Source organism: Rossellomorea vietnamensis, assembly GCF_025398035.1.
GTDB classification, from domain to species: Bacteria; Bacillota; Bacilli; order Bacillales; family Bacillaceae_B; genus Rossellomorea; species Rossellomorea vietnamensis_B.
In genome coordinates, this window is record NZ_CP104558.1 from 3708639 (window position 1) to 3727292 (window position 18654).

An 18654-nucleotide genomic window follows, 5' to 3' on the forward strand; every position below is an offset into this window, starting at 1 on the left:
GGGATGCATCCACGTGATTGAGCTTTCATCAAGCATTGAAGGACAGCATTATCAACTGTATAAACTGGAACAGCTACTAAAGCCGCTTGGATATTCGATCGGCGGTAACTGGGATTACGATCACGGCTACTTCGATTATAAAATTGATGACGAGGTCGGGTATCAATTTTTAAGAGTGCCGTTTACCTCAGTGGACGGTCAACTGGACTCAAGGGGGGCTACCGTTGAATTCGGTAAACCGTTCCTTCTTTCACATAAGTATCAGATCGGCCTGGACGACTTTGCGTCGACAGGGAACTTTTCCGGTTCTGTCAATCAATTTTCAGAGCCACAGGATCCCGATGCAAGTTTTCCTGAAAAGTACATTGCCGTTGGGAAGGAACTTGTGAAGGAACTTGAGACCACTCTGTTTTCTAGTTAGAAATCACAAGAAGTTCGTCTGATGCTTCAACAATCGTCGTTAAAGGAGGATTCACGGATGTGTTTTCTCCTTTTTTTATGCCCAGAAGGATAATGTTGTTCTTGAGTAGGTGTCCACTGAGGGAGTGGAAGTTTTCATTGATGTACTCTTCTGCAACAGGGATGAGCTTCAGATTATTTCCTTTAAGGTGATTCAACAGCTTTAAGATTGTTTTGGACATTCCCTGGGATATGATGCTATTCATCATTACGTAGCTTGTCTGCATATTGGTCTGGATGACTTCATCGGCACCGGCCCGTTTCGCATTAGCGACTTGATCCTTCTGGAGAATTTCGACCACGGTATATAGTCCGGGATGATTTCCTTTAATGGCAAGGAGGGTCAGGACCGAATTCATATCAGAAGTCATTTCGTCTTTATTTTGATCGGCTGTGATGATGGCAATCGATGCTTCATTCAAATTGGCTTTCTTCAGGATGGAATCCTTGAAAGGAGTCCCCTTTACAAAATGGATATGATGATTGTTATAGGGGTTCTTTTGGAGGGTTTCATCGACCAGGATAATATCACAGGTTGACTGAAGGGAGGTCAGCTGATTGATCACTTCCCGTGTACGCTCATTCCAGCCTACAATGATGACATGTTCTTTTCCTTTAAATGTTGCCTTTCCTTCCAGATAGGCATTCTGGGTCATGACGGTTTCTGCTGCCAGTGTGACGAAATAGGTTGAAAGGAAACCTGCACCAACCAGGATGAGTACAATCCCAAGCAATCTTCCTTCCCATGTTAAGGGGACGAAATCTCCATAACCCACGGTGGACGTTGTAATGATGGCCCACCAGATCCCGTCAAATAACGAAGGGAAAGTATCAGGTTCTATAAAATGAATGACTGTGCCGAAAGATAGCATCAGCGTGATGGCAATCATGAAGATCCGAATAACTAAGGGCCAGCGCAAGAACCCATGAAACAATTGCTGTACCATTCTACCAGCTCCTTTTTCATATGCACTGACCATTATTTCCTATTCAGGTTCTTCTAAAACTCAGAAAGCCATTCTTTCTTCAATAAACTGTACATATATGCGTCAAATGCCTGGTCATCCTGTAGGATATATTCCCTCAGCAAACCTTCCTGCTTGAATCCAAGCTTCTCCACTACCCGTGCTGATGCCTTATTATAAGGAACGATCACTGCTCCTATACGAATCATTCCTTTTTCTGAAAAAAGGTAATGGAGTAGTGGGGCCAGGGCTTCACCCATGATTCCCTTGCCCCAATGGCCGGGATGCAGGTCATATCCGATTTCGCAGCGTTTATAAGCCTTTGAAATGCCATGGAACCCGCATGTCCCGATCATCTTGTTGGAATCCTTCTCTACGATGGCCCAACGCATGGGACCGCCTGTTTCCAGGTGCTTTTCATAGTTTTCAACCATACTGACCGCCACGTCTTTCGATTCAATCGGACTCATGCCGAAATAGCGGAGAACGTCCAGGGACGTATAGAGTTCATAAAGAAAACCGACATCTTCCATTGCAATCTGTCTTAGAACCAATCTCTCTGTTTCAAATACTGGATATTTTTCCATATTTATCAACCCCTTTATAGAAGAAAGTATACCATGGAAAAACCCTTGGCAGGGGGCCAAAATCATCTACGCAAAAAGCCTCTGCCAGAGATTGGACAGAGGCTCCTTCACTATGACTTGAATCCTGCAGTTGGCTGTGCGTTCCATCCTTTCTTCGAATGAAATGAACCGTCCTTCACGTCTTTTAGAAGAGAGGCATCACATCCGGAAACAGATGATTGACCTGAAAGGGCCAATGTTAAATCGAGATCGGCCAGTATATTCCGGATCACGTCTTTCACCCCTTGTTCACCTGCCAGGGTCAGACCGTACATATAGGGCCTGCCTATGAGAACGGAATCTGCTCCGAGGGCAAGGGCTTTTACGACATCGGCTCCTCGCCGGATCCCGCTGTCAAAAAGCACAGGGATACGGCCGTTCACGACGTCGCATATGACGGGCAGGGAGTCTAAGGCTCCGATGGCCCCGTCAACCTGTCTTCCACCATGATTGGATACGATGATTCCATCCATTCCCCGGTCGATGGCAAGCTTGGCGTCATCGGGATGGAGAATGCCTTTCAGCAGGATCGGCAGACTCGTATGTTCACGCAGAAAGGCCAGGTCATCCCATGTAAGTCTTGCATTGCCAAACACTTGGGACCAGAGGATGGCAGCTGCATTCCGGTCGACTTCAGGGGGTTCTTTCAATTTTGAACGAAAGACAGGATCGCTCACGTAATTACCGACTCCTTCTCCCGACAAAAAGGGAAGATAGGCGTTTTCAAGATCGTATTCACGCCACGCCATCATCGGGGCATCAAGGGTCACGACGATAGCCGAGTATCCTGACGCTTCAGCCCTCTGAAGCATACTTGCTGCAATCTCAAGGTCATTACTCCAATACAGCTGGAACCATCTTGGGGACTCCCCCATGACGGAAGCGATTTCTTCCATGGAGTAAGTAGACGCTGAACTTGCAATGAACGGGACATTCATGGATGCCGCCGCGCGGGCTGACGCCAGCTCCCCATCAGGGTGAACGATGGATTGCACTCCGATCGGTGCAAGGAGGAGGGGGGAGGAGTAGGTTTCGCCGAATAAAGTCACGTTCAGGTCGCGGTTCTCGACATTATTCAACATACGGGGGACGATCTGCCAGCGGTCGAGGGCCCTTCTGTTCGCGCGCATCGTCCCCTCGCCGCCGGCACCTCCCGCCACATAATAAAACGGGCCGTCTTCAAGCTTTTCCCGTGCCATTTGCTCCAGCTCTTCAAACCGGAAGGGGATGGAGGGACGGACCTTCCTTTGATAAATTTCATTTTGGACATGGTTTCCATACTGATTCATGATCTTTGTTCTCCTTTCATCTCTGCCGGAAGAAATGCAATCGTCAAAAGGAAGCGTATGTAATCGGCGTGCTTTTCCTTATAAAGAAAATGGTACTTATCGTATTCAGAAAAGTCAATTAAATCACACGAAAAAAGAGACCGGTCATATGACCGGCTCCCAATTTATATCCCAACCTGCTTTTTAATCGCATCCAATCGTTTATCCAGCTCATCGGAAACGGTTTTCACTTCTTTGCGCTTCGTTGATTCCAGGTCATTCAGGTAGTTCCTGATTTTCTCTTGACGGCCATCGAGGAGAGAAGAGATGGCAGAGCGTTTCTCTGAATCGATGAGCTCCTCTTTTTCCAGGCGATTGAGAGTCTGGATCATCCTGTTTTCTTCATTCCGAATCATCGTTTGATAGGTAGAGGCGATATCCCTCAAGGCATTATAATGATCGACTGTCGTCCAAACATTGTCACTGAACCGGTTGACCGCCCACCATCTCCACGTATTTTTATTGATGACTTCTTTCCACACATTTTCAATTTCAGACAGTTGTTGTTTCGTTTTCACGGAGGAGTACTCTCCACCACCGGCCTCTGCCACCTTCTTCAATTGCCCGTCGGCTTCTGAGTCCACATCGAACCCGATGATATTGATTTTGACATTGGTATTGTCCGCCTTAACCTTTTTGGCAGCAGCCACGGGATCCCCATCGCAGGTTTCGATTCCATCGCTCACGACATAGATGAAGTTCTCCGTCTTTTCGTCACTATGGGAAGTAAGTTGTTCGTTGGCCAATTCGATGCTTGATGCCAGTGGGGTCCAGCCCTTCGGATCGAATTTCTTCAGTGATTCCGAGAAGGCACCCTCATCATATGGTTGAAGGGGATAGATAGATTCGACTGCCTTACATGACATGTCTTTATCGGCATCACTGCCTGTTCCCTTATGTCCGAACGCGATCAGGGAAACATTCACGGATTCGGGTAACTCCTTTGCTAGGCTTTCCAGGCTATCCTTGGCAAGGGCCATCTTGCTTTCACCATCCACTTCGGCTTTCATACTCCCGCTGGAATCGATCAACAAGGCGACATTAACCTTTTTGTCTTCTTTCTCGGTGATCTCATCCATCGGGACATCCTGCAGAAGTCTGCCATCGGGAAGCTTCATTTCCTCATACACGACCTCATAGTTTTCAAGCTCAGAGGCAATATCCCCGTATCCCGTCTGGAGGCTTGAGAGGATGGACTGTGCCCAATTTTGTTCGGTCCATTTCTTCGTTTCCTTCGTTCCAATGTTCTTCATATATTCATCGACGGCCTTCCCTGTTGCCTTTTTATAGGCTTCGGGTTCTTTGGACCAGCTTTTCTTTTCTATGTATTTTTGATAGAGTTCGCCCTCATCCTCATTGATCCATTCTTCCGGGGTATTTGATAGGTCAACCTCCTTGGAAGCTTGGGCGGGTTGACCGGGATCCTGTCCGCCTTTTTCCTTTGAAGCAGCATTTTCTGCATCTCCCTGACATCCTGTTAGAAGGAGGAGTAACAAGGCTATAATAAATAGAGGCTTCATTTCTTTCATATCATTCTCCTTTTTGCCGATAGAGTCATACAACGTCGTATTTTATCCATAAATTTACTTTTTATCTACTACCCTTAGAACCAGGACAATAAACCCATTGTTGACACAATAAAAAAAGGCGTCCTTATTGTGTCAATAAGGACGCCTTTTTTTATATTGCGGTATGGAGCATAGCGGGATCGAACCGCTGACCTTTTGGCTGCCAGCCAAACGCTCTCCCAGCTGAGCTAATGCCCCGTGATTCGGTCAAGATTTATTATAAGAAAGTTCAGAGTGTTCGTCAATGCTTTTTTAAAATTATTTTTTATCAATGGAAAAGCGGCGGCTGGTGCCTCGCCGCCGCTTTTCGGATATGGCCCGGCTTTCATTCGTCACTTCACATCTTTATTCGCTAATTCCAACCCTTTTACGAGGGCGAAAGCCTCTTCATCAGCGATTACCGTTACATGGTCATGGTTATTCAGGATGGAAGCAGGGAAGCTTTCGGAAATAGAGCCCTCTACTAATTTTTTTAGTGCTTCCTGTTTCGCTTCGCCTGAAACAAGGAGGAGAATTTCCCTGCTTTTCATGATTGAAGCGATTCCCATCGTTATCGCATGTGTCGGTACTTCATTGATTGAATCAAAATAACGGGCATTAGCCTCGCGGGTTGATTGGGCAAGTTCCACGACATGAGTGCTGGAGTCAAAAGAGGTGCCGGGTTCATTAAACCCGATATGACCGTTGCTGCCGATTCCCAGTACCTGGATGTCGATGCCGCCGTGGGAACGGATTTTTTCATCATACGCATTGGATTCTTTTTCGGCGTCGGCTGCATCTCCTGAAGGGATATGGGTGTTTTCCGAATCGATATCAATGTGTCTGAATAGGTTCTCATTCATGTATTGATAGTAGCTGTTCGGGTGTTGACGGGGTAGTCCGATGTATTCGTCCAGATTGAAGGAAGATACATGTCGATAAGACGTCCCGTTTTGCTCATGGTCTTCTATCAGTGCCTCGTAAAGCCCTTTTGGGGTACCCCCTGTGGCCAGTCCCAGGGTCAGATTTCCGGATGTTTTCACTTTGGATAATAGATAGTCTGCAGCGACTTGACTCATTTCCTGATAGTCTTTTACTTCAATTAGTTTCATGAGTGTCATCCTCTCGGGTATAGGCTATTTTTCCTTTGCATATCGTTGTGAATACGTCTTTGTTTTCATCCAATAGGACAATGTCTGCATCTTTCCGGAGGGCAAGGCTTCCTTTCCGGTCAAAGATGTTTAATTGTTTGGCGGGATTTTCTGCGGTCATTTTGATCGCACTTCTCATATCACCTGTAGTGAATGATTGGATATTTGAAAAGGCATCCTTCATTTTCAGGACGCTTCCTGCCAATGTGTCTTCATCTAATAGGGCCCTGCCGTCCTTGACCGTCACCATCTGACCGCCTAGATCATACTGACCATTCTTCAGACATTTCGCCCTCATGGAATCGGTGATAAGGATCAAGCGTTCATCTGTGATCTGATTGAAAGCCAGTTGAATCACTTCAGGGCGGACGTGGATGCCGTCTGTAATCAATTCCACCATCAGTTCCTGTCGCAGGAAGGATGCCCCGACAATACCGGGCTCACGATGATGCAGGCCTGACATTTGATTAAACAAATGGGTCACATGGGACAAGCCGGCGTCGATGGCTTCCCCGACTTCATCGAAGGTTGCACTGGAGTGGCCCACTGAAGAGATGATCCCGTTTTCTTTTAAGTAAGAGATCAGTTCATGATCCTCATCAAGCTCGGGGGCGAGGGTGACTAATTTTATTTGGTTCTGAGAGAGTGTCTGCCAGCGTTTAAATATGTCGACACTCGGCTTTTGAATTCGATCGAGAGGCTGCGCGCCTGCCCGGTCAGGGTTGATGAACGGTCCTTCCAGGTGAAGTCCGAGAATTTCCGCCTGACCGCCTTTTTGATGATTGGCCATATAATCTGCAGTATTCTTCAATGCTTTTTCGATTGAATCGGATCCTTCTGTCATGGTTGTGGCAAGGAAGCTCGTGGTTCCTTCTTTCGGAAGAGTCCCGGTCATCGTATCTAGGGCTTCCCTGGTCGCATCCATGGTATCGGCTCCATTTACGCCATGGATATGAATATCTATCATTCCCGGGACCACACTATACCCATGGGGAAGGGAAATCACTTTATAATCTTCTGTATCGGTTAAACGGGAGCGTTCACCCATTTCGGTAATCATGCCATTTTCTATTTTGATATAGCCTTTTTCATACACTGTATTTTCTGCATAGATCGTTCCATTCAGTATCAGCAGTTTTTCTATATTTGAGTTCATTGAAATCACTCCTTGTGTACTTTACCATTCTACAATACCATCAGTAAGTATAGATGTCTATACCAGTTTATTGGTGAAACATGATATTTTAATAATGCAATGTGTATGGGATAACGGAAACAATAAAGCAATAAGTTCCAATCAATTAATTGGTATAGACATCTATTCCTTTTTAGTGATATTATTTTTCCTAAGCGCTTTCAAATGAAATGAAATAAAAGGAGAGAATAGTATGTTAGGTTTCTTACAACGAATCGGTAAATCGCTCATGCTTCCCATCGCGGTCCTGCCGGCAGCTGCCTTATTGCTGCGCCTGGGTCAGGATGATCTATTGGGTATCGCGTTCATGTCTGAAGCAGGAGATGCCATATTTAAAAATTTAGCTTTAATCTTTGCGATCGGTGTGGCGATCGGATTTTCGAAAGATGGAAATGGTACAGCCGGATTGGCTGGTGCCATTGGTTATTTGGTACTGACGGGCGGTTTAAAAGCCCTGGATCCCGATTCCAATATGGCGATTTTCGGAGGGATTATATCCGGAGTCGTGGCAGGCTTATTATATAACCGTTACAATGATATTAAACTTCCGGCATGGCTCGGATTTTTTGGAGGCAGACGCTTCGTTCCCATTGTGACGGCTGCATCCATGGTTGTACTTGCAGGGATCTTCGGTATCATCTGGCCACCGATTCAGAGCGGGATCAATTCCATCGGTGAATGGATCATCGGTGCAGGTGCGACGGGAGTGGGTGTGTTCGGCCTGCTGAATCGTCTCCTGATTCCGGTTGGACTGCATCATGTATTGAATACCCTTGTCTGGTTTGAATTCGGTACATTCAAAGATGCAGCGGGTGAAGTCGTGAAAGGGGATATCCCACGCTTCTTCGCAGGAGATCCTACAGCCGGAACGTTCCAAACCGGCTTCTTCCCGATCATGATGTTCGGTCTTCCGGCAGCGTGTCTTGCCATGATCGTGACAGCAAAAAAACATCTGCGTGCCAATGTAGCAGGTATGTTAATCGGACTCGCCGTCACTTCTTTTTTAACAGGGATCACTGAGCCGATCGAATTCAGCTTCATGTTCTTATCTCCTGTCCTTTACGGGATTCACGCTGTCCTGACAGCGAGCTCTATGGTCGTTACCTATGTACTTGGCATTCATCATGGATTCGGTTTCTCGGCGGGTGCCTTTGATTACATCCTTAATTTCAGTATCGGTCAGAAACCTTGGCTGCTACTCGGAGTCGGGATCCTTTACGGGATCATCTACTTCCTCCTCTTCACTTTCTTGATCAAGAAGTTCAATTTGAAGACTCCGGGTCGTGAAGATGATGAAGATGTGGTGGCACCGGATAAAGGTTCAGGCGGGAATGGTAAGTACGAAATCATGGCTTCTCACTTCCTTAAAGATCTGGGTGGTAAAGAAAATCTGGCTGTCATTGATAACTGTGCCACACGATTACGTCTCGAAATCAATGATGTCACACTGGTAGATGAAAAAGCGTTAAAAGCTCACGGGGCGAAAGGTGTGATGAAGGTGAATAATCGGAACCTTCAAGTCATTGTAGGAACGGATGTAGAATTTGTCGCAGACGAGCTGAGAAAGCTGAAATAAATGGAAAGGGCAGGTTGTGTACACAGTCTGCCCTCATCGCATCGTTGTCTGTTATACACATGCCAGATATAATAAAATAAAACCCGTTAGATCGAAAGGAGAACCGTTCGTGGTTAATAAAAATTCTCCTCTTCCTTTGTATTATCAGTTAGAAGAACACCTTAACCATTTAATACAGTCTGAAGAGCTAAAACCGGGGGACGCCCTGCCATCGGAAAGGGAGCTTGCTGAGTCATTTAAAATCAGCAGGATGACCGTTAGACAGGCGATTACCAATCTGGTGAATAAGAATGTCTTATATAGAGAAAAAGGGCGGGGCACATTCGTCTCCCACCGGAAAATCGAACAAAGCCTCCAAGGACTGACAAGCTTTAGCGAAGATATGAAAAGCAGGGGACTTGAGCCTGGCAATAAATTATTGCATTTCGAAATTTCCCCGGCATCGGAGGATATTCGGGAGCTTCTTTCTCTGGAGGAAGAAGAACTTGTGTATACGATGAAACGGATCCGCCTTGCAAACGGCGAACCGATGGCCTTGGAGACGAGTTATATACCCGTCAGGCTGCTTCCTGGATTGAATCAGGAAATATTGGAGAAATCCCTGTACCATTATATCGAAAGAGAGTTGAACCTTCACATCAGTCATGCCACCCAATCGGTGGAAGCAGCTCTTGTGACAGAAGCGGATACGAAGCATCTCAAGGTAAAAAGCGGGGAGCCGGTGCTCTTCATCCAACGGGATTCATTCCTGGAAGATGGAACCCCTTTTGAATTGGTACGATCCGTTTATCGGGCGGATAAATATAAGTTTAAGATTAACCTGGACAGAATGTGAAAAAAGAGCAGGAACCCATGATGATAGGGTTCCTGCTCCTTTTATGATTACAGTCCTTTTGTTAAAAGGGGGATCCGCATTCGGTACTTCTCGATCAGCTTTTCGTTATGATCACCCGCACCGTCCACGTTTCCACTTATGAAGATAGGCGGCTTATATCCTTTATCCGCCATATGTTCGATGGCACCGGCCATGATGTTATTCAAAATTGCAGCTCCGATGACGGTTGATGAAGGTGAAAATGGAACCGCCACCCGTTCGTGGGTCATAACAGCGTCCCCTACGACGGAGTGGTTGTTAATGGCAAGATCCACCACTTCACTAAGGAATTTCCCGCTCGGGTGCCTGGATGTTTCTTTTTCAACATAGTCAAAGGAACTGATGGAAGCGACATAGGTACTGTTTTCCTTTGCATAAAGGGCCACGTCGATAGGGACAGGGTTCTTTCCTGAGGTGGAGAGAACGATCACCACGTCTTGAGGCTGGATGTCCTGACCACTCATGAACTCAGACGCATACCCTTCCGCTTTTTCTAATTGAGAAGAGCGTACGGCGCCTTCGTGAAGCATGAGGGGCTCGATCAAAATCGGGTTGATCGGAACCAGTCCACCTGCCCTGTAGAACACCTCTTCAGAGAGGATGTGAGAGTGGCCGCACCCGAAAAGGTGGATGATGCCGTCTTGTTGGATGCAGGAAGAAATGCGTTGGGCAAGACTTGCCATTCTGTCTGCTTCTTTCGTTTGCACCACATGAAGTTTTTCCTGGATTTTCTCAAAATATGTAGTTATCATTCTGTTCCCGCTTTCCATTTTTCTTTCAGCATACCATGTATTAAGAAAATGTTGTATCGCCACACTTATCTTGTTATCTTTGCACCAACTCGTGTAACATAAAGATAATGAACTGTACGGAGGATAGGTATGCGCATTTTTAGAATACTGAACAACAATGCTGTCGTAGTGGTGGATGGACCCCAGGAGAAGATTGTGATGGGAAGCGGGATTGCCTTTCAGAAAAAGAGGAATGATATCATCCCAAAGAATAAAATTGAGAAGATTTTTGTCCTTCATGAACAATCATCCGAGAAATTCCAACAGCTCCTGGCTACCTTGCCGGAGGAACATATTGAAATCGCTGAAAACATCATCAGCTATGCAGAAGGTCATCTGAATGCACCTTTGAGCGATCATATCCATATCGCTTTGACGGATCACCTTTCATTTGCATTGGAAAGACTTGAGCAAGGGATACCCATTCAAAATAAGCTGTTAAACGAAATCAAGCTCCTTTATAAAAAGGAGTATGAAGTGGGTATATGGGCAAAGGCGGAAATCATGGAGAAACTGGGCATTGAAATCCCCGATGATGAGGCAGCTCACATCGCCCTCCACATCCATACGGCGAAGATGGATGCACCGTCCATGAGTGAATCGTTGAAGCAGGCAACGGTCCTGAGAGATTTTGTGGAACAGGTGGAATCCATCTTGTCCATAGAGGTAGAGGAGTCGAGCATCAACTATCAACGGTTGATCACCCACCTCCGTTTTGCCTTGAACAGGATCGAACAGGGGGACCAGTTTGATCCCATTGATGAGGATATGCTTGACCTCATTAAAGTGAAGTATGTACGGGCGTATGAATGTTCTGAACAAATTGCCGGGTATTTGGAGAAAGAATATGGCATCGAATTCCCCTCATCGGAGGTCGCGTATATCGCCCTTCATATTCAGCGTTTGTTAAAGTGATTGGGTTGACGGTATCGCTCTCATCTTGTAGAATGAACTCAAGTTAAATTCATACAGTAGGATTGTTACTGATCATGCAGGCAAGACCTAGAATCTTTAAGACGATAATGGTAAGCGTCTCTCTTTGACCTACTTCTATCCTCTTAAGGGTACTGGGTCTTTTTTTATTGATTTTCTTTAAAAAACAGGAGGGGTTCTTAATGAATTATCGTGAAGTGGCAGAACAACTTGTCCCTTTATTGGGCGGTGAAAATAATGTGGTGAGCGCCACACATTGTGCGACGCGGTTGCGTCTCGTCATCGATGATGAAAGTCAGATAGACAAGAGTGGCATCGAAGAATTGGATGGTGTGAAAGGGGCATTTTCAAGCTCCGGACAGTTCCAGATCATCTTCGGGACTGGGAATGTAAACAAAGTATTTGAACATTTTGCACCGCTTGTCGGGGCAACAATGGATGATAAGTCACCAACGGGTGAGACTCACAGTGATGCAGCGAAACGGAAGATGAACCCGTTTGCCCGCTTTGCCCGTACACTTTCCAATATATTTGTTCCAATCATCCCGGCCATCGTAGCGGCTGGTATGTTGATGGGATTACTTGGCCTGATGAAAACGTATGAATGGGTCGATCCTGAAAGCGGTCTATTCGTCATGCTCGATATGTTTTCTTCTGCAGCCTTTATCATTCTGCCGATCCTGATCGGGATGAGTGCGGCGAAGGAATTTGGCGCAAATGGTTATTTAGGTGCAGTCATCGGGGGAATCATGACCCACCCTGCATTACTCAACCCCTGGGGGCTTGCAGATGCACAGCCGTCCACACTTGATTTCTTCGGATTCGGAGTTGAAATGCTCGGCTATCAGGGAACAGTCATTCCAGTATTATTAACGGTTTATGTAATGGCAAAGGTTGAAAAGGGATTACGGAAAGTAGTACCGAATACTATAGATTTATTGGTGACTCCTTTCTTGACCGTCATCTTTACTGGGTTTACAGCCTTACTCGTTGTGGGACCACTTGGAAGAATCCTTGGTAACGGTATCACAACAGTTCTGGATGTTGTCTATAACACGGCCGGACCCATTGCCGGGCTCATCTTCGGGGGATTGTATTCAACCATTGTATTAACGGGCGTGCATCACAGTTTCCACGCCATTGAGGCTGAGCTGTTATCGAATATAGGCGGGAACTATTTGCTTCCAATATGGGCAATGGCAAACGTTGCACAGGGTGGGGCGACACTTGCTGTCTTCTTCAGGACGAAAAACAAGAAAACGAAGGAGATCGCTGTACCTGCAGCGGTATCTGCTTTTCTTGGAATTACAGAACCGGCCATTTTCGGAGTGAATTTAAAGCATCGTCGACCATTTATCGGAGCGGCAATAGGTGGTGCACTTGGTGGGGCGTACGTCGTATTCACCCATGTGATGGCGAATGGAATCGGACTTACCGGTATTCCCATGTTTGCCATTGCCCAGGATCCGCTTAATTATGGAATCGGATTTGTCATCGCAGTGGCAGGTGCCTTCATTGCCACATTACTTCTTGGCTGGAAGGAAGAAACAAAATAATGAGGACTACTCTTCCTTACCGGTCACCTTGACTGGTAAGGATTTGCTATATTTAAGATAAGCCTAGATGAAACGAGGAGGAACCAGATATGAAAGAGGGAATCATTTCGTTGGGAGAAGCATTGATCGACTTCATCCCGCTGGACGAAAACAATAGTACTTTTCAAAAAAGTCCCGGAGGAGCTCCTGCCAATGTAGCCGTCGGACTGGCTAGGTTAGGTGCGAAATCTACTTTCCTCGGGAAAGTGGGTAACGATGTATTGGGGAGGTTCCTGAAAGAAACCCTTCAGGATTATGGGGTCAGGACCCATCACATGCTTCTGACTCCTGACATTCGTACAGGAGTTGTATTTGTCACAAATGGAGAAGGCGGCGAGCGCAGTTTCGACTTTTATATCGACCCGAGCGCCGACCGATTCCTTGAAGTGGAAGAGATAGACGAAGAGGATTTCCTTTCCCATAGGATCCTTCACTTTGGTTCGATTTCCATGATCAGCTCTCCGTCAAAGGAAGCGACGCATCATGCGGTAACAGTTGCGAAAGAGAATGGTTTATTGGTGTCGTATGATCCGAATTTACGATTGGGATTATGGGATTCCGAGGAAAACGCCCGGGATACAATCAAAAGTATGCTTTCGGAAAGTGATGTTGTGAAGATCTCTGAGGAAGAACTGGAATTCATTACAGGAGAGAAAGAGATCGAAGCCGGGATCTCGAAGATGAAATCATATCATATCCCATTCCTAATCATTACGATGGGGGCAGTGGGAAGTTATGTGTGCGTAGGGGATGAAAGTCAGCATGTTCCGTCTATGAAGGTAAAAGCGGTGGATACAACGGGAGCCGGTGATGCATTCGTATCTGGGATTCTATATTCACTCCATGAATACAAAGGAAGCATGGAATCACTATCTATTGAAGAAGCAGCAAGCATGGCCCGGTTTGCTGCTGTGTCAGGGGCACTTGCCGCCTCCACCAAAGGAGCGATGACAGCCCTTCCCTCCCTGGAGGAAGTCAGCCTTCATCTGAAAAAGGGGGAAGTGTGATGTCAAGGGATGAACAGCTGCGAAGAGCAGCCTATGAAGAAATGGAAAAGCATAAGGATGTGGTAGAGAAAGATCCATACCGCCTCCATTATCACCTCATGCCTACAGTTGGCTTATTAAATGATCCAAACGGGTTCATCCAATTCAAAGGCACGTACCATGTGTACTATCAATGGATGCCCTTCAAGACAGGACACGGGGCAAAGTTCTGGGGACATTACTCTTCAAACGATTTTGTTAATTGGACCCATGAAGAAATCGCCCTCACCCCATCAGAATGGTATGAAAAAAACGGCTGTTACTCAGGCAGCGCCATCGAACACGATGGGAAAATCTATGCCTACTATACAGGGAATGTAAAGGACGAAGAAGGAAACCGGGAAACGTATCAGTGCCTGGCGATTTCAGAAGAAAGCCTTCATTTTGACAAAAGAGGACCTGTCGTTCATCTGCCGGACGGATTTACGGCCCATTTCCGCGATCCGAAAGTGTGGGAACAAGATGGAGCCTTCTTTATGGTGGTCGGTGCCCAGACACGGGAGCTAAAAGGTGCTGTCGCATTGTTCCGGTCGGATGACCTCGAGAATTGGGACTATCAAGGTGTCCTGACAGGAGGGGGAGAAGGCAGGCTTGCTGACTTCGGTTATATGTTTGAATGCCCCGACCTGTTTCCGTTAGGAGAGCGTGATATCCTTATCTTCTCACCCCAGGGGATTGAGGCTTCCGGCATGAAGTATCAGAATGTATATCAGGCAGGCTATGTGGCCGGACAATTCGATTCAGCAACAGGTACATTCGAACATGGGGAGTTTGAAGAATTGGACAGGGGGTTCGACTTCTATGCACCTCAAACGACATTGGACGACAAAGGCAGACGTATCCTGTTTGCCTGGATGAGTGTACCTGATCAAAACGAACAGGATCATCCCACCATTGAACATAAATGGCTTCATACCATGACTCTCCCCCGGGAACTGAAACTTGTGGACGGTAAGGTGAGGCAGGTTCCACTTGAAGAAATGGAGGATTTAAGAGTCGGACCAGCCATCCAGGTCAATGTGGAATTAAATAGAGAAACCCGCGTGCTTAAGGCTGTGAAGGGAAAAGCATTTGAGATGGAGATAACGGATCTGTCTATGACTGAAGGCTGGTTTGATTTAACGGTCGGAGATGGAATCAGATTTGTTTATTCTTCAGGGGAACAGACCGTGACTCTTGAGCGTAAAAGCTATGTGAATGGAGTGGTCGAGAAGCGTCAATGTTCAGTGAAGCAACTAAATTCACTAAGGGTATTTGTCGACACATCTTCCATTGAAGTATTCGTCAATGAAGGAGAGGAAACATTTACAGCCCGATTCTACCCATCACCAAACAATGATACGGTCCGGTTTGAAACGTCACATCAGGCTGTTTTTACCATTAGAAAGTGGGATCTGAAACATGTAAACTTGAAATAGACTGTCATTCTGGCGGTCTATTTTCTTTTTCATTATGAATGTAGATGTTATAGTAAGATAATATAAAATTGGATTTCCTGAAAGGATGTTCTTTATGAGCTATAAAATGATTGTACTTGATTTAGATGATACATTATTACAGGACGACCAAACGATTTCAGCACGCACGAAAGACGCACTCATACAGGCACAGGAAGCCGGAGTGAAAGTCGTCCTTGCATCCGGACGTCCAACCCAGGGAATGCGTTGGGTAGCGGAAGAATTGAAACTTGATCATTACGGAAGCTACATCCTGCCTTTCAATGGATCGAAAATCATAGATTGCAAGACAAATGAAGAGAAATACAGCCGAACTCTTACAGCTGAAACGGCTCATTCCTTATATGATATAAGTAAGCGTGAAGATGTAGGTATTCTGACTTATGCAGAAGATGCCATTATAGTAGAAGAAACGAATCCATTCGCTTCCATAGAAAGTGACTTGACGGGCCTGCCGGTGAAGGTCGTTCCGGATTTTAAGGAAGCGATCACGGGCCCGGTCGTGAAAGCTCTTATGCTGAAAGAAGCCGATCATTTGGCGGAAGTGGAGAAAAAGCTCCAAGCCGAGCTTGATGGTGAACTAAGCGTGATGCGATCGAAGCCATTCTTCCTGGAATTCACCCAGCTGGGTGTCACAAAGGGAGCCAGCCTCGACTATCTGATCAAACCAATGGGAATCAAGCCCGAGGAAGTCATTGCCATCGGGGACAGCTACAATGATCTGACCATGATTGAATTTGCCGGCCTCGGAGTCGCCATGGGTAACGCCCCGGATGACATTAAGAAGAAGGCGGATTACGTTGCAGCTTCCAATATGGAAGACGGTGTAGCAGAAGTGGTCGAAACATTTGTGTTGAATGAATTGTCCAAAATCTGATTGTGAAAGGACCGGAGTCCATTTAGGGGACTCCGGTCTTTATTTTGCCTCTTTTAAAATAAAAGGGAAAAAATGTATAAAACCTTCCGATCTATGATACTATTAAAAGTAATATTGTAAACGGAGGACAGAGAGTTGAAATTTATAGGTGGTATAGTAGTGAAATTCCTATTATCGATCATAGGGATCATTTTTATAGGCGGCCTGCCCGTACTGCTTTCGGGTATTGGTGAGCGGGAATTGAGATTGCAGGCGTACTGGCAATCGGTAAACGAAATCGTATATGCCCTGTTTCATGCCGGGGATTTAACATATAAGGTAATCGGTTTAGAGCAGGAACGCAGCCTGTTTCCTTATTTATGGGAGCCGATCATCTATTCACTCATCATTTTATTTTCCGCATTTCTACTCGCAAGTTTCTTAAGCATTCTCCTCACGATCTTCACCATGCTGTTTTCACAGAAAAAACGAAATCGAATCAAATTCTTCCTATATCTATTCGAATCGATGCCGGATGTTCTGGTCATCTTGCTTTCACAGCTTCTTGTCCTCTTCCTGTATAAGCAGACGGGCATTTTATTTTTTGAAATTGCTTCCGTGGCGACAGAAAAGGCATATCTTCTTCCTATCCTTGTGTTGGCGGTATTGCCGACGGTCCAGCTGTTCAGGATTTCAATCCTTTCATTTGAAAGGGAAGAAGGAAAAGACTATGTAACACTTGCTCAATCAATCGGTTTGGGGAAACTGGTGATCTTAACCTTCCATATATTAAGGAATGCCATCATCTCCGTTTTTTTTCAATCCAAGAAAACGGTGTGGTTCATGCTTTCCAATTTATTCGTCCTGGAGCTTTTGTTCAATATCGCCGGAATTACCCGTTTCCTGAAGTCGACGTTACAGCCGAAGATGTTTACGATCGCCATTCTTTCGATTTTCATTCCTCTATTTGTCTTTTATACGGTGGGAGAAATGATTCTCTCTAAAAAAGCCAACAAGGGGGAGGAAATTTAATATGAAGAAAAGCGTATGGAGAAACCCGTTCTTTCTTATTGGATTCATCTTTATTTTTGTGATGATTGCTTCAAGCTTCTTGTACTCGTTTATATGGGGGAACGAGGTCAGAAGGTTGTATTTTATCTCTGTAGAAGGGGTCGTCGTAGAATCTTCGCCTATTTCACCGAAGTGGTTATTTCCATTCGGGACCGACGCCCAGGGCCTTGACATGCTCGGTAAAATCATCATCGGGGCCAAATATACCATCTTAACGGCCTTTGTGATTGCCTTCTTACGGGTATTTTTATCGATTCCCCTCGGTTTGATACTGGGAACCTTCCTGATGAAGTACAAGAAGTACATCAATGGCTGGATCGATTCCTTCCACTACATCCCTTTGACGATCCTTGCGTATTTTTTGCTGGAGCCGGTCCTTTGGGAACCGTTCGAAGGATTTTCCACTTCCATCGTGGAGCGGTTCGTCATCGAAATTCTCATATTAACATTCCTTATCGTCCCGATCCTGTCTGCGCTTCTCGGGAATGAAGTGTCTTTAGTGTACAAGCAGGAATTCATTTTGAGTGCGAAAACACTGGGGGCAGGGAAGTGGAGGATCATCTTTAAGCATATCTTACCTTCCATGAAAGAAAAGCTCGTGATTTTACTGGGGCAGCAATTCATGCAAACGCTCGTCATCTTCATACATCTTGGGCTGCTCACCTTATTCCTGGGTGGGACGGACGTGGACTATCAGATGGTACATGACCCGCCGAGATCGATTACGTATGAATGGTCCGGTCTGATAGGCGATTCCTTCCGCTATCTACAAGGGTCACCGTGGATCCCGTTGACGCCGATCCTGTTTTTTTCTGCGACGATGCTATCGGTTTCGTTCATGATAGAAGGATATGTCCAGGCAACGAGCGGACAATCCTACTATAAAAAGAAATTCAAAGCGGCCTACCGCCAGGTGAAGGAAAACAAAGTGAAAGAGCTCGAGGAGTCCGATTTTCAAAAGGTAAATATGTAAGGGTGGAGCATAATAAAGGAGAAGACCCTGACTTACTGGGAATAATTTAATTAGATATTTATGTTTTACGTAAAGATTTATGGGGAATTAGTTTACACTGAGCAAACAAAACACGGATATTTTTAACAATGGTAGTATATTCAACCACCAGAGTGGGAATATATGGGCCGTTCACTTCTTGTTCAAAATTCCTCAGCCCTTGGCAGATATG

At 45.7% G+C, this 18654-nt stretch carries 17 protein-coding genes and 1 tRNA gene; 10 read left to right on the plus strand and 8 right to left on the minus strand.

The genetic code is table 11. The features are described 5' to 3' along the window. The first annotated feature begins 13 nt into the window (after positions 1 to 13). Entirely contained in the window at positions 14 to 421 is a 408-nt protein-coding gene (locus N5C46_RS18945) for a YugN-like family protein (protein WP_034763870.1), read from the plus strand. Here N5C46_RS18945 and N5C46_RS18950 read toward each other — a convergent pair. From N5C46_RS18950 to nagA, 7 genes are all read right to left on the minus strand, one after another. Next, positions 414 to 1406 (minus strand): potassium channel family protein, encoded by a 993-nt coding sequence (locus tag N5C46_RS18950; RefSeq protein WP_261749804.1) that lies wholly within the window; start codon positions 1404 to 1406, stop codon positions 414 to 416. The genes N5C46_RS18945 and N5C46_RS18950 overlap by 8 nt on opposite strands. 53 nt (positions 1407 to 1459) lie before the next feature. Next, positions 1460 to 2011, minus strand: a complete 552-nt coding sequence (locus N5C46_RS18955; RefSeq protein WP_261749805.1) for a GNAT family N-acetyltransferase — start codon at positions 2009 to 2011, stop codon at positions 1460 to 1462. Between the two features lie 110 nt (positions 2012 to 2121). Continuing rightward, entirely contained in the window at positions 2122 to 3339 is a 1218-nt protein-coding gene (locus tag N5C46_RS18960; RefSeq protein WP_261749806.1) for a lactate 2-monooxygenase, read from the minus strand. A 164-nt stretch (positions 3340 to 3503) separates the two neighbouring features. Then, positions 3504 to 4907 (minus strand): vWA domain-containing protein, encoded by a 1404-nt coding sequence (locus N5C46_RS18965; protein ID WP_261749807.1) that lies wholly within the window; start codon positions 4905 to 4907, stop codon positions 3504 to 3506. Between the two features lie 164 nt (positions 4908 to 5071). Further along, positions 5072 to 5144: transfer RNA gene (locus N5C46_RS18970), tRNA-Ala, on the minus strand. A gap of 134 nt (positions 5145 to 5278) precedes the next feature. Next, positions 5279 to 6037 (minus strand): glucosamine-6-phosphate deaminase, encoded by a 759-nt coding sequence (nagB, locus tag N5C46_RS18975; RefSeq protein WP_261749808.1) that lies wholly within the window; start codon positions 6035 to 6037, stop codon positions 5279 to 5281. Beyond that, positions 6024 to 7232, minus strand: coding sequence for an N-acetylglucosamine-6-phosphate deacetylase (gene nagA, locus N5C46_RS18980; RefSeq protein WP_261749809.1), 1209 nt, complete (start codon positions 7230 to 7232; stop codon positions 6024 to 6026). The genes nagB and nagA overlap by 14 nt, the downstream gene beginning before the upstream one ends. A 232-nt stretch (positions 7233 to 7464) precedes the next feature. Between nagA and nagE the strand changes: the two genes are divergently transcribed. Both nagE and N5C46_RS18990 read left to right on the plus strand, forming a co-directional pair. Beyond that, entirely contained in the window at positions 7465 to 8847 is a 1383-nt protein-coding gene (gene nagE, locus N5C46_RS18985) for an N-acetylglucosamine-specific PTS transporter subunit IIBC (RefSeq protein ID WP_261749810.1), read from the plus strand. A 109-nt stretch (positions 8848 to 8956) separates the two neighbouring features. Further along, on the plus strand, positions 8957 to 9682 hold the full coding sequence (locus N5C46_RS18990) for a GntR family transcriptional regulator (protein ID WP_034763886.1): 726 nt from the start codon (positions 8957 to 8959) through the stop codon (positions 9680 to 9682). 47 nt (positions 9683 to 9729) lie between these two features. Here N5C46_RS18990 and N5C46_RS18995 read toward each other — a convergent pair whose 3' ends face one another. After that, positions 9730 to 10473, minus strand: a complete 744-nt coding sequence (locus tag N5C46_RS18995; RefSeq protein ID WP_261749811.1) for an SIS domain-containing protein — start codon at positions 10471 to 10473, stop codon at positions 9730 to 9732. A 129-nt stretch (positions 10474 to 10602) separates the two neighbouring features. Between N5C46_RS18995 and N5C46_RS19000 the strand changes: the two genes are divergently transcribed. The 7 genes from N5C46_RS19000 (at position 10603) to N5C46_RS19030 (ending at position 18443) form a co-directional block, all read left to right on the plus strand. Then, the gene (locus N5C46_RS19000; RefSeq protein WP_261749812.1) at positions 10603 to 11427 is read left to right on the plus strand and encodes a PRD domain-containing protein; all 825 of its coding nucleotides are present in this window, start codon (positions 10603 to 10605) and stop codon (positions 11425 to 11427) included. Positions 11428 to 11627: 200 nt separating this feature from the next. Further along, a complete protein-coding gene (locus tag N5C46_RS19005; RefSeq protein WP_261749813.1) occupies positions 11628 to 13001 on the plus strand; it encodes a sucrose-specific PTS transporter subunit IIBC in 1374 nt (457 codons plus the stop codon). Between the two features lie 89 nt (positions 13002 to 13090). After that, positions 13091 to 14047 (plus strand): carbohydrate kinase family protein, encoded by a 957-nt coding sequence (locus tag N5C46_RS19010; RefSeq protein ID WP_261749814.1) that lies wholly within the window; start codon positions 13091 to 13093, stop codon positions 14045 to 14047. Then, positions 14047 to 15504, plus strand: coding sequence for a sucrose-6-phosphate hydrolase (locus tag N5C46_RS19015; protein ID WP_261749815.1), 1458 nt, complete (start codon positions 14047 to 14049; stop codon positions 15502 to 15504). The genes N5C46_RS19010 and N5C46_RS19015 overlap by 1 nt, the downstream gene beginning before the upstream one ends. A gap of 94 nt (positions 15505 to 15598) precedes the next feature. Continuing rightward, on the plus strand, positions 15599 to 16420 hold the full coding sequence (locus tag N5C46_RS19020) for a Cof-type HAD-IIB family hydrolase (RefSeq protein ID WP_261749816.1): 822 nt from the start codon (positions 15599 to 15601) through the stop codon (positions 16418 to 16420). A gap of 159 nt (positions 16421 to 16579) precedes the next feature. Next, a complete protein-coding gene (locus tag N5C46_RS19025; protein WP_261749817.1) occupies positions 16580 to 17431 on the plus strand; it encodes an ABC transporter permease subunit in 852 nt (283 codons plus the stop codon). A gap of 1 nt (position 17432) precedes the next feature. After that, the gene (locus N5C46_RS19030; RefSeq protein WP_261749818.1) at positions 17433 to 18443 is read left to right on the plus strand and encodes an ABC transporter permease subunit; all 1011 of its coding nucleotides are present in this window, start codon (positions 17433 to 17435) and stop codon (positions 18441 to 18443) included. Positions 18444 to 18654 lie beyond the last annotated feature (211 nt).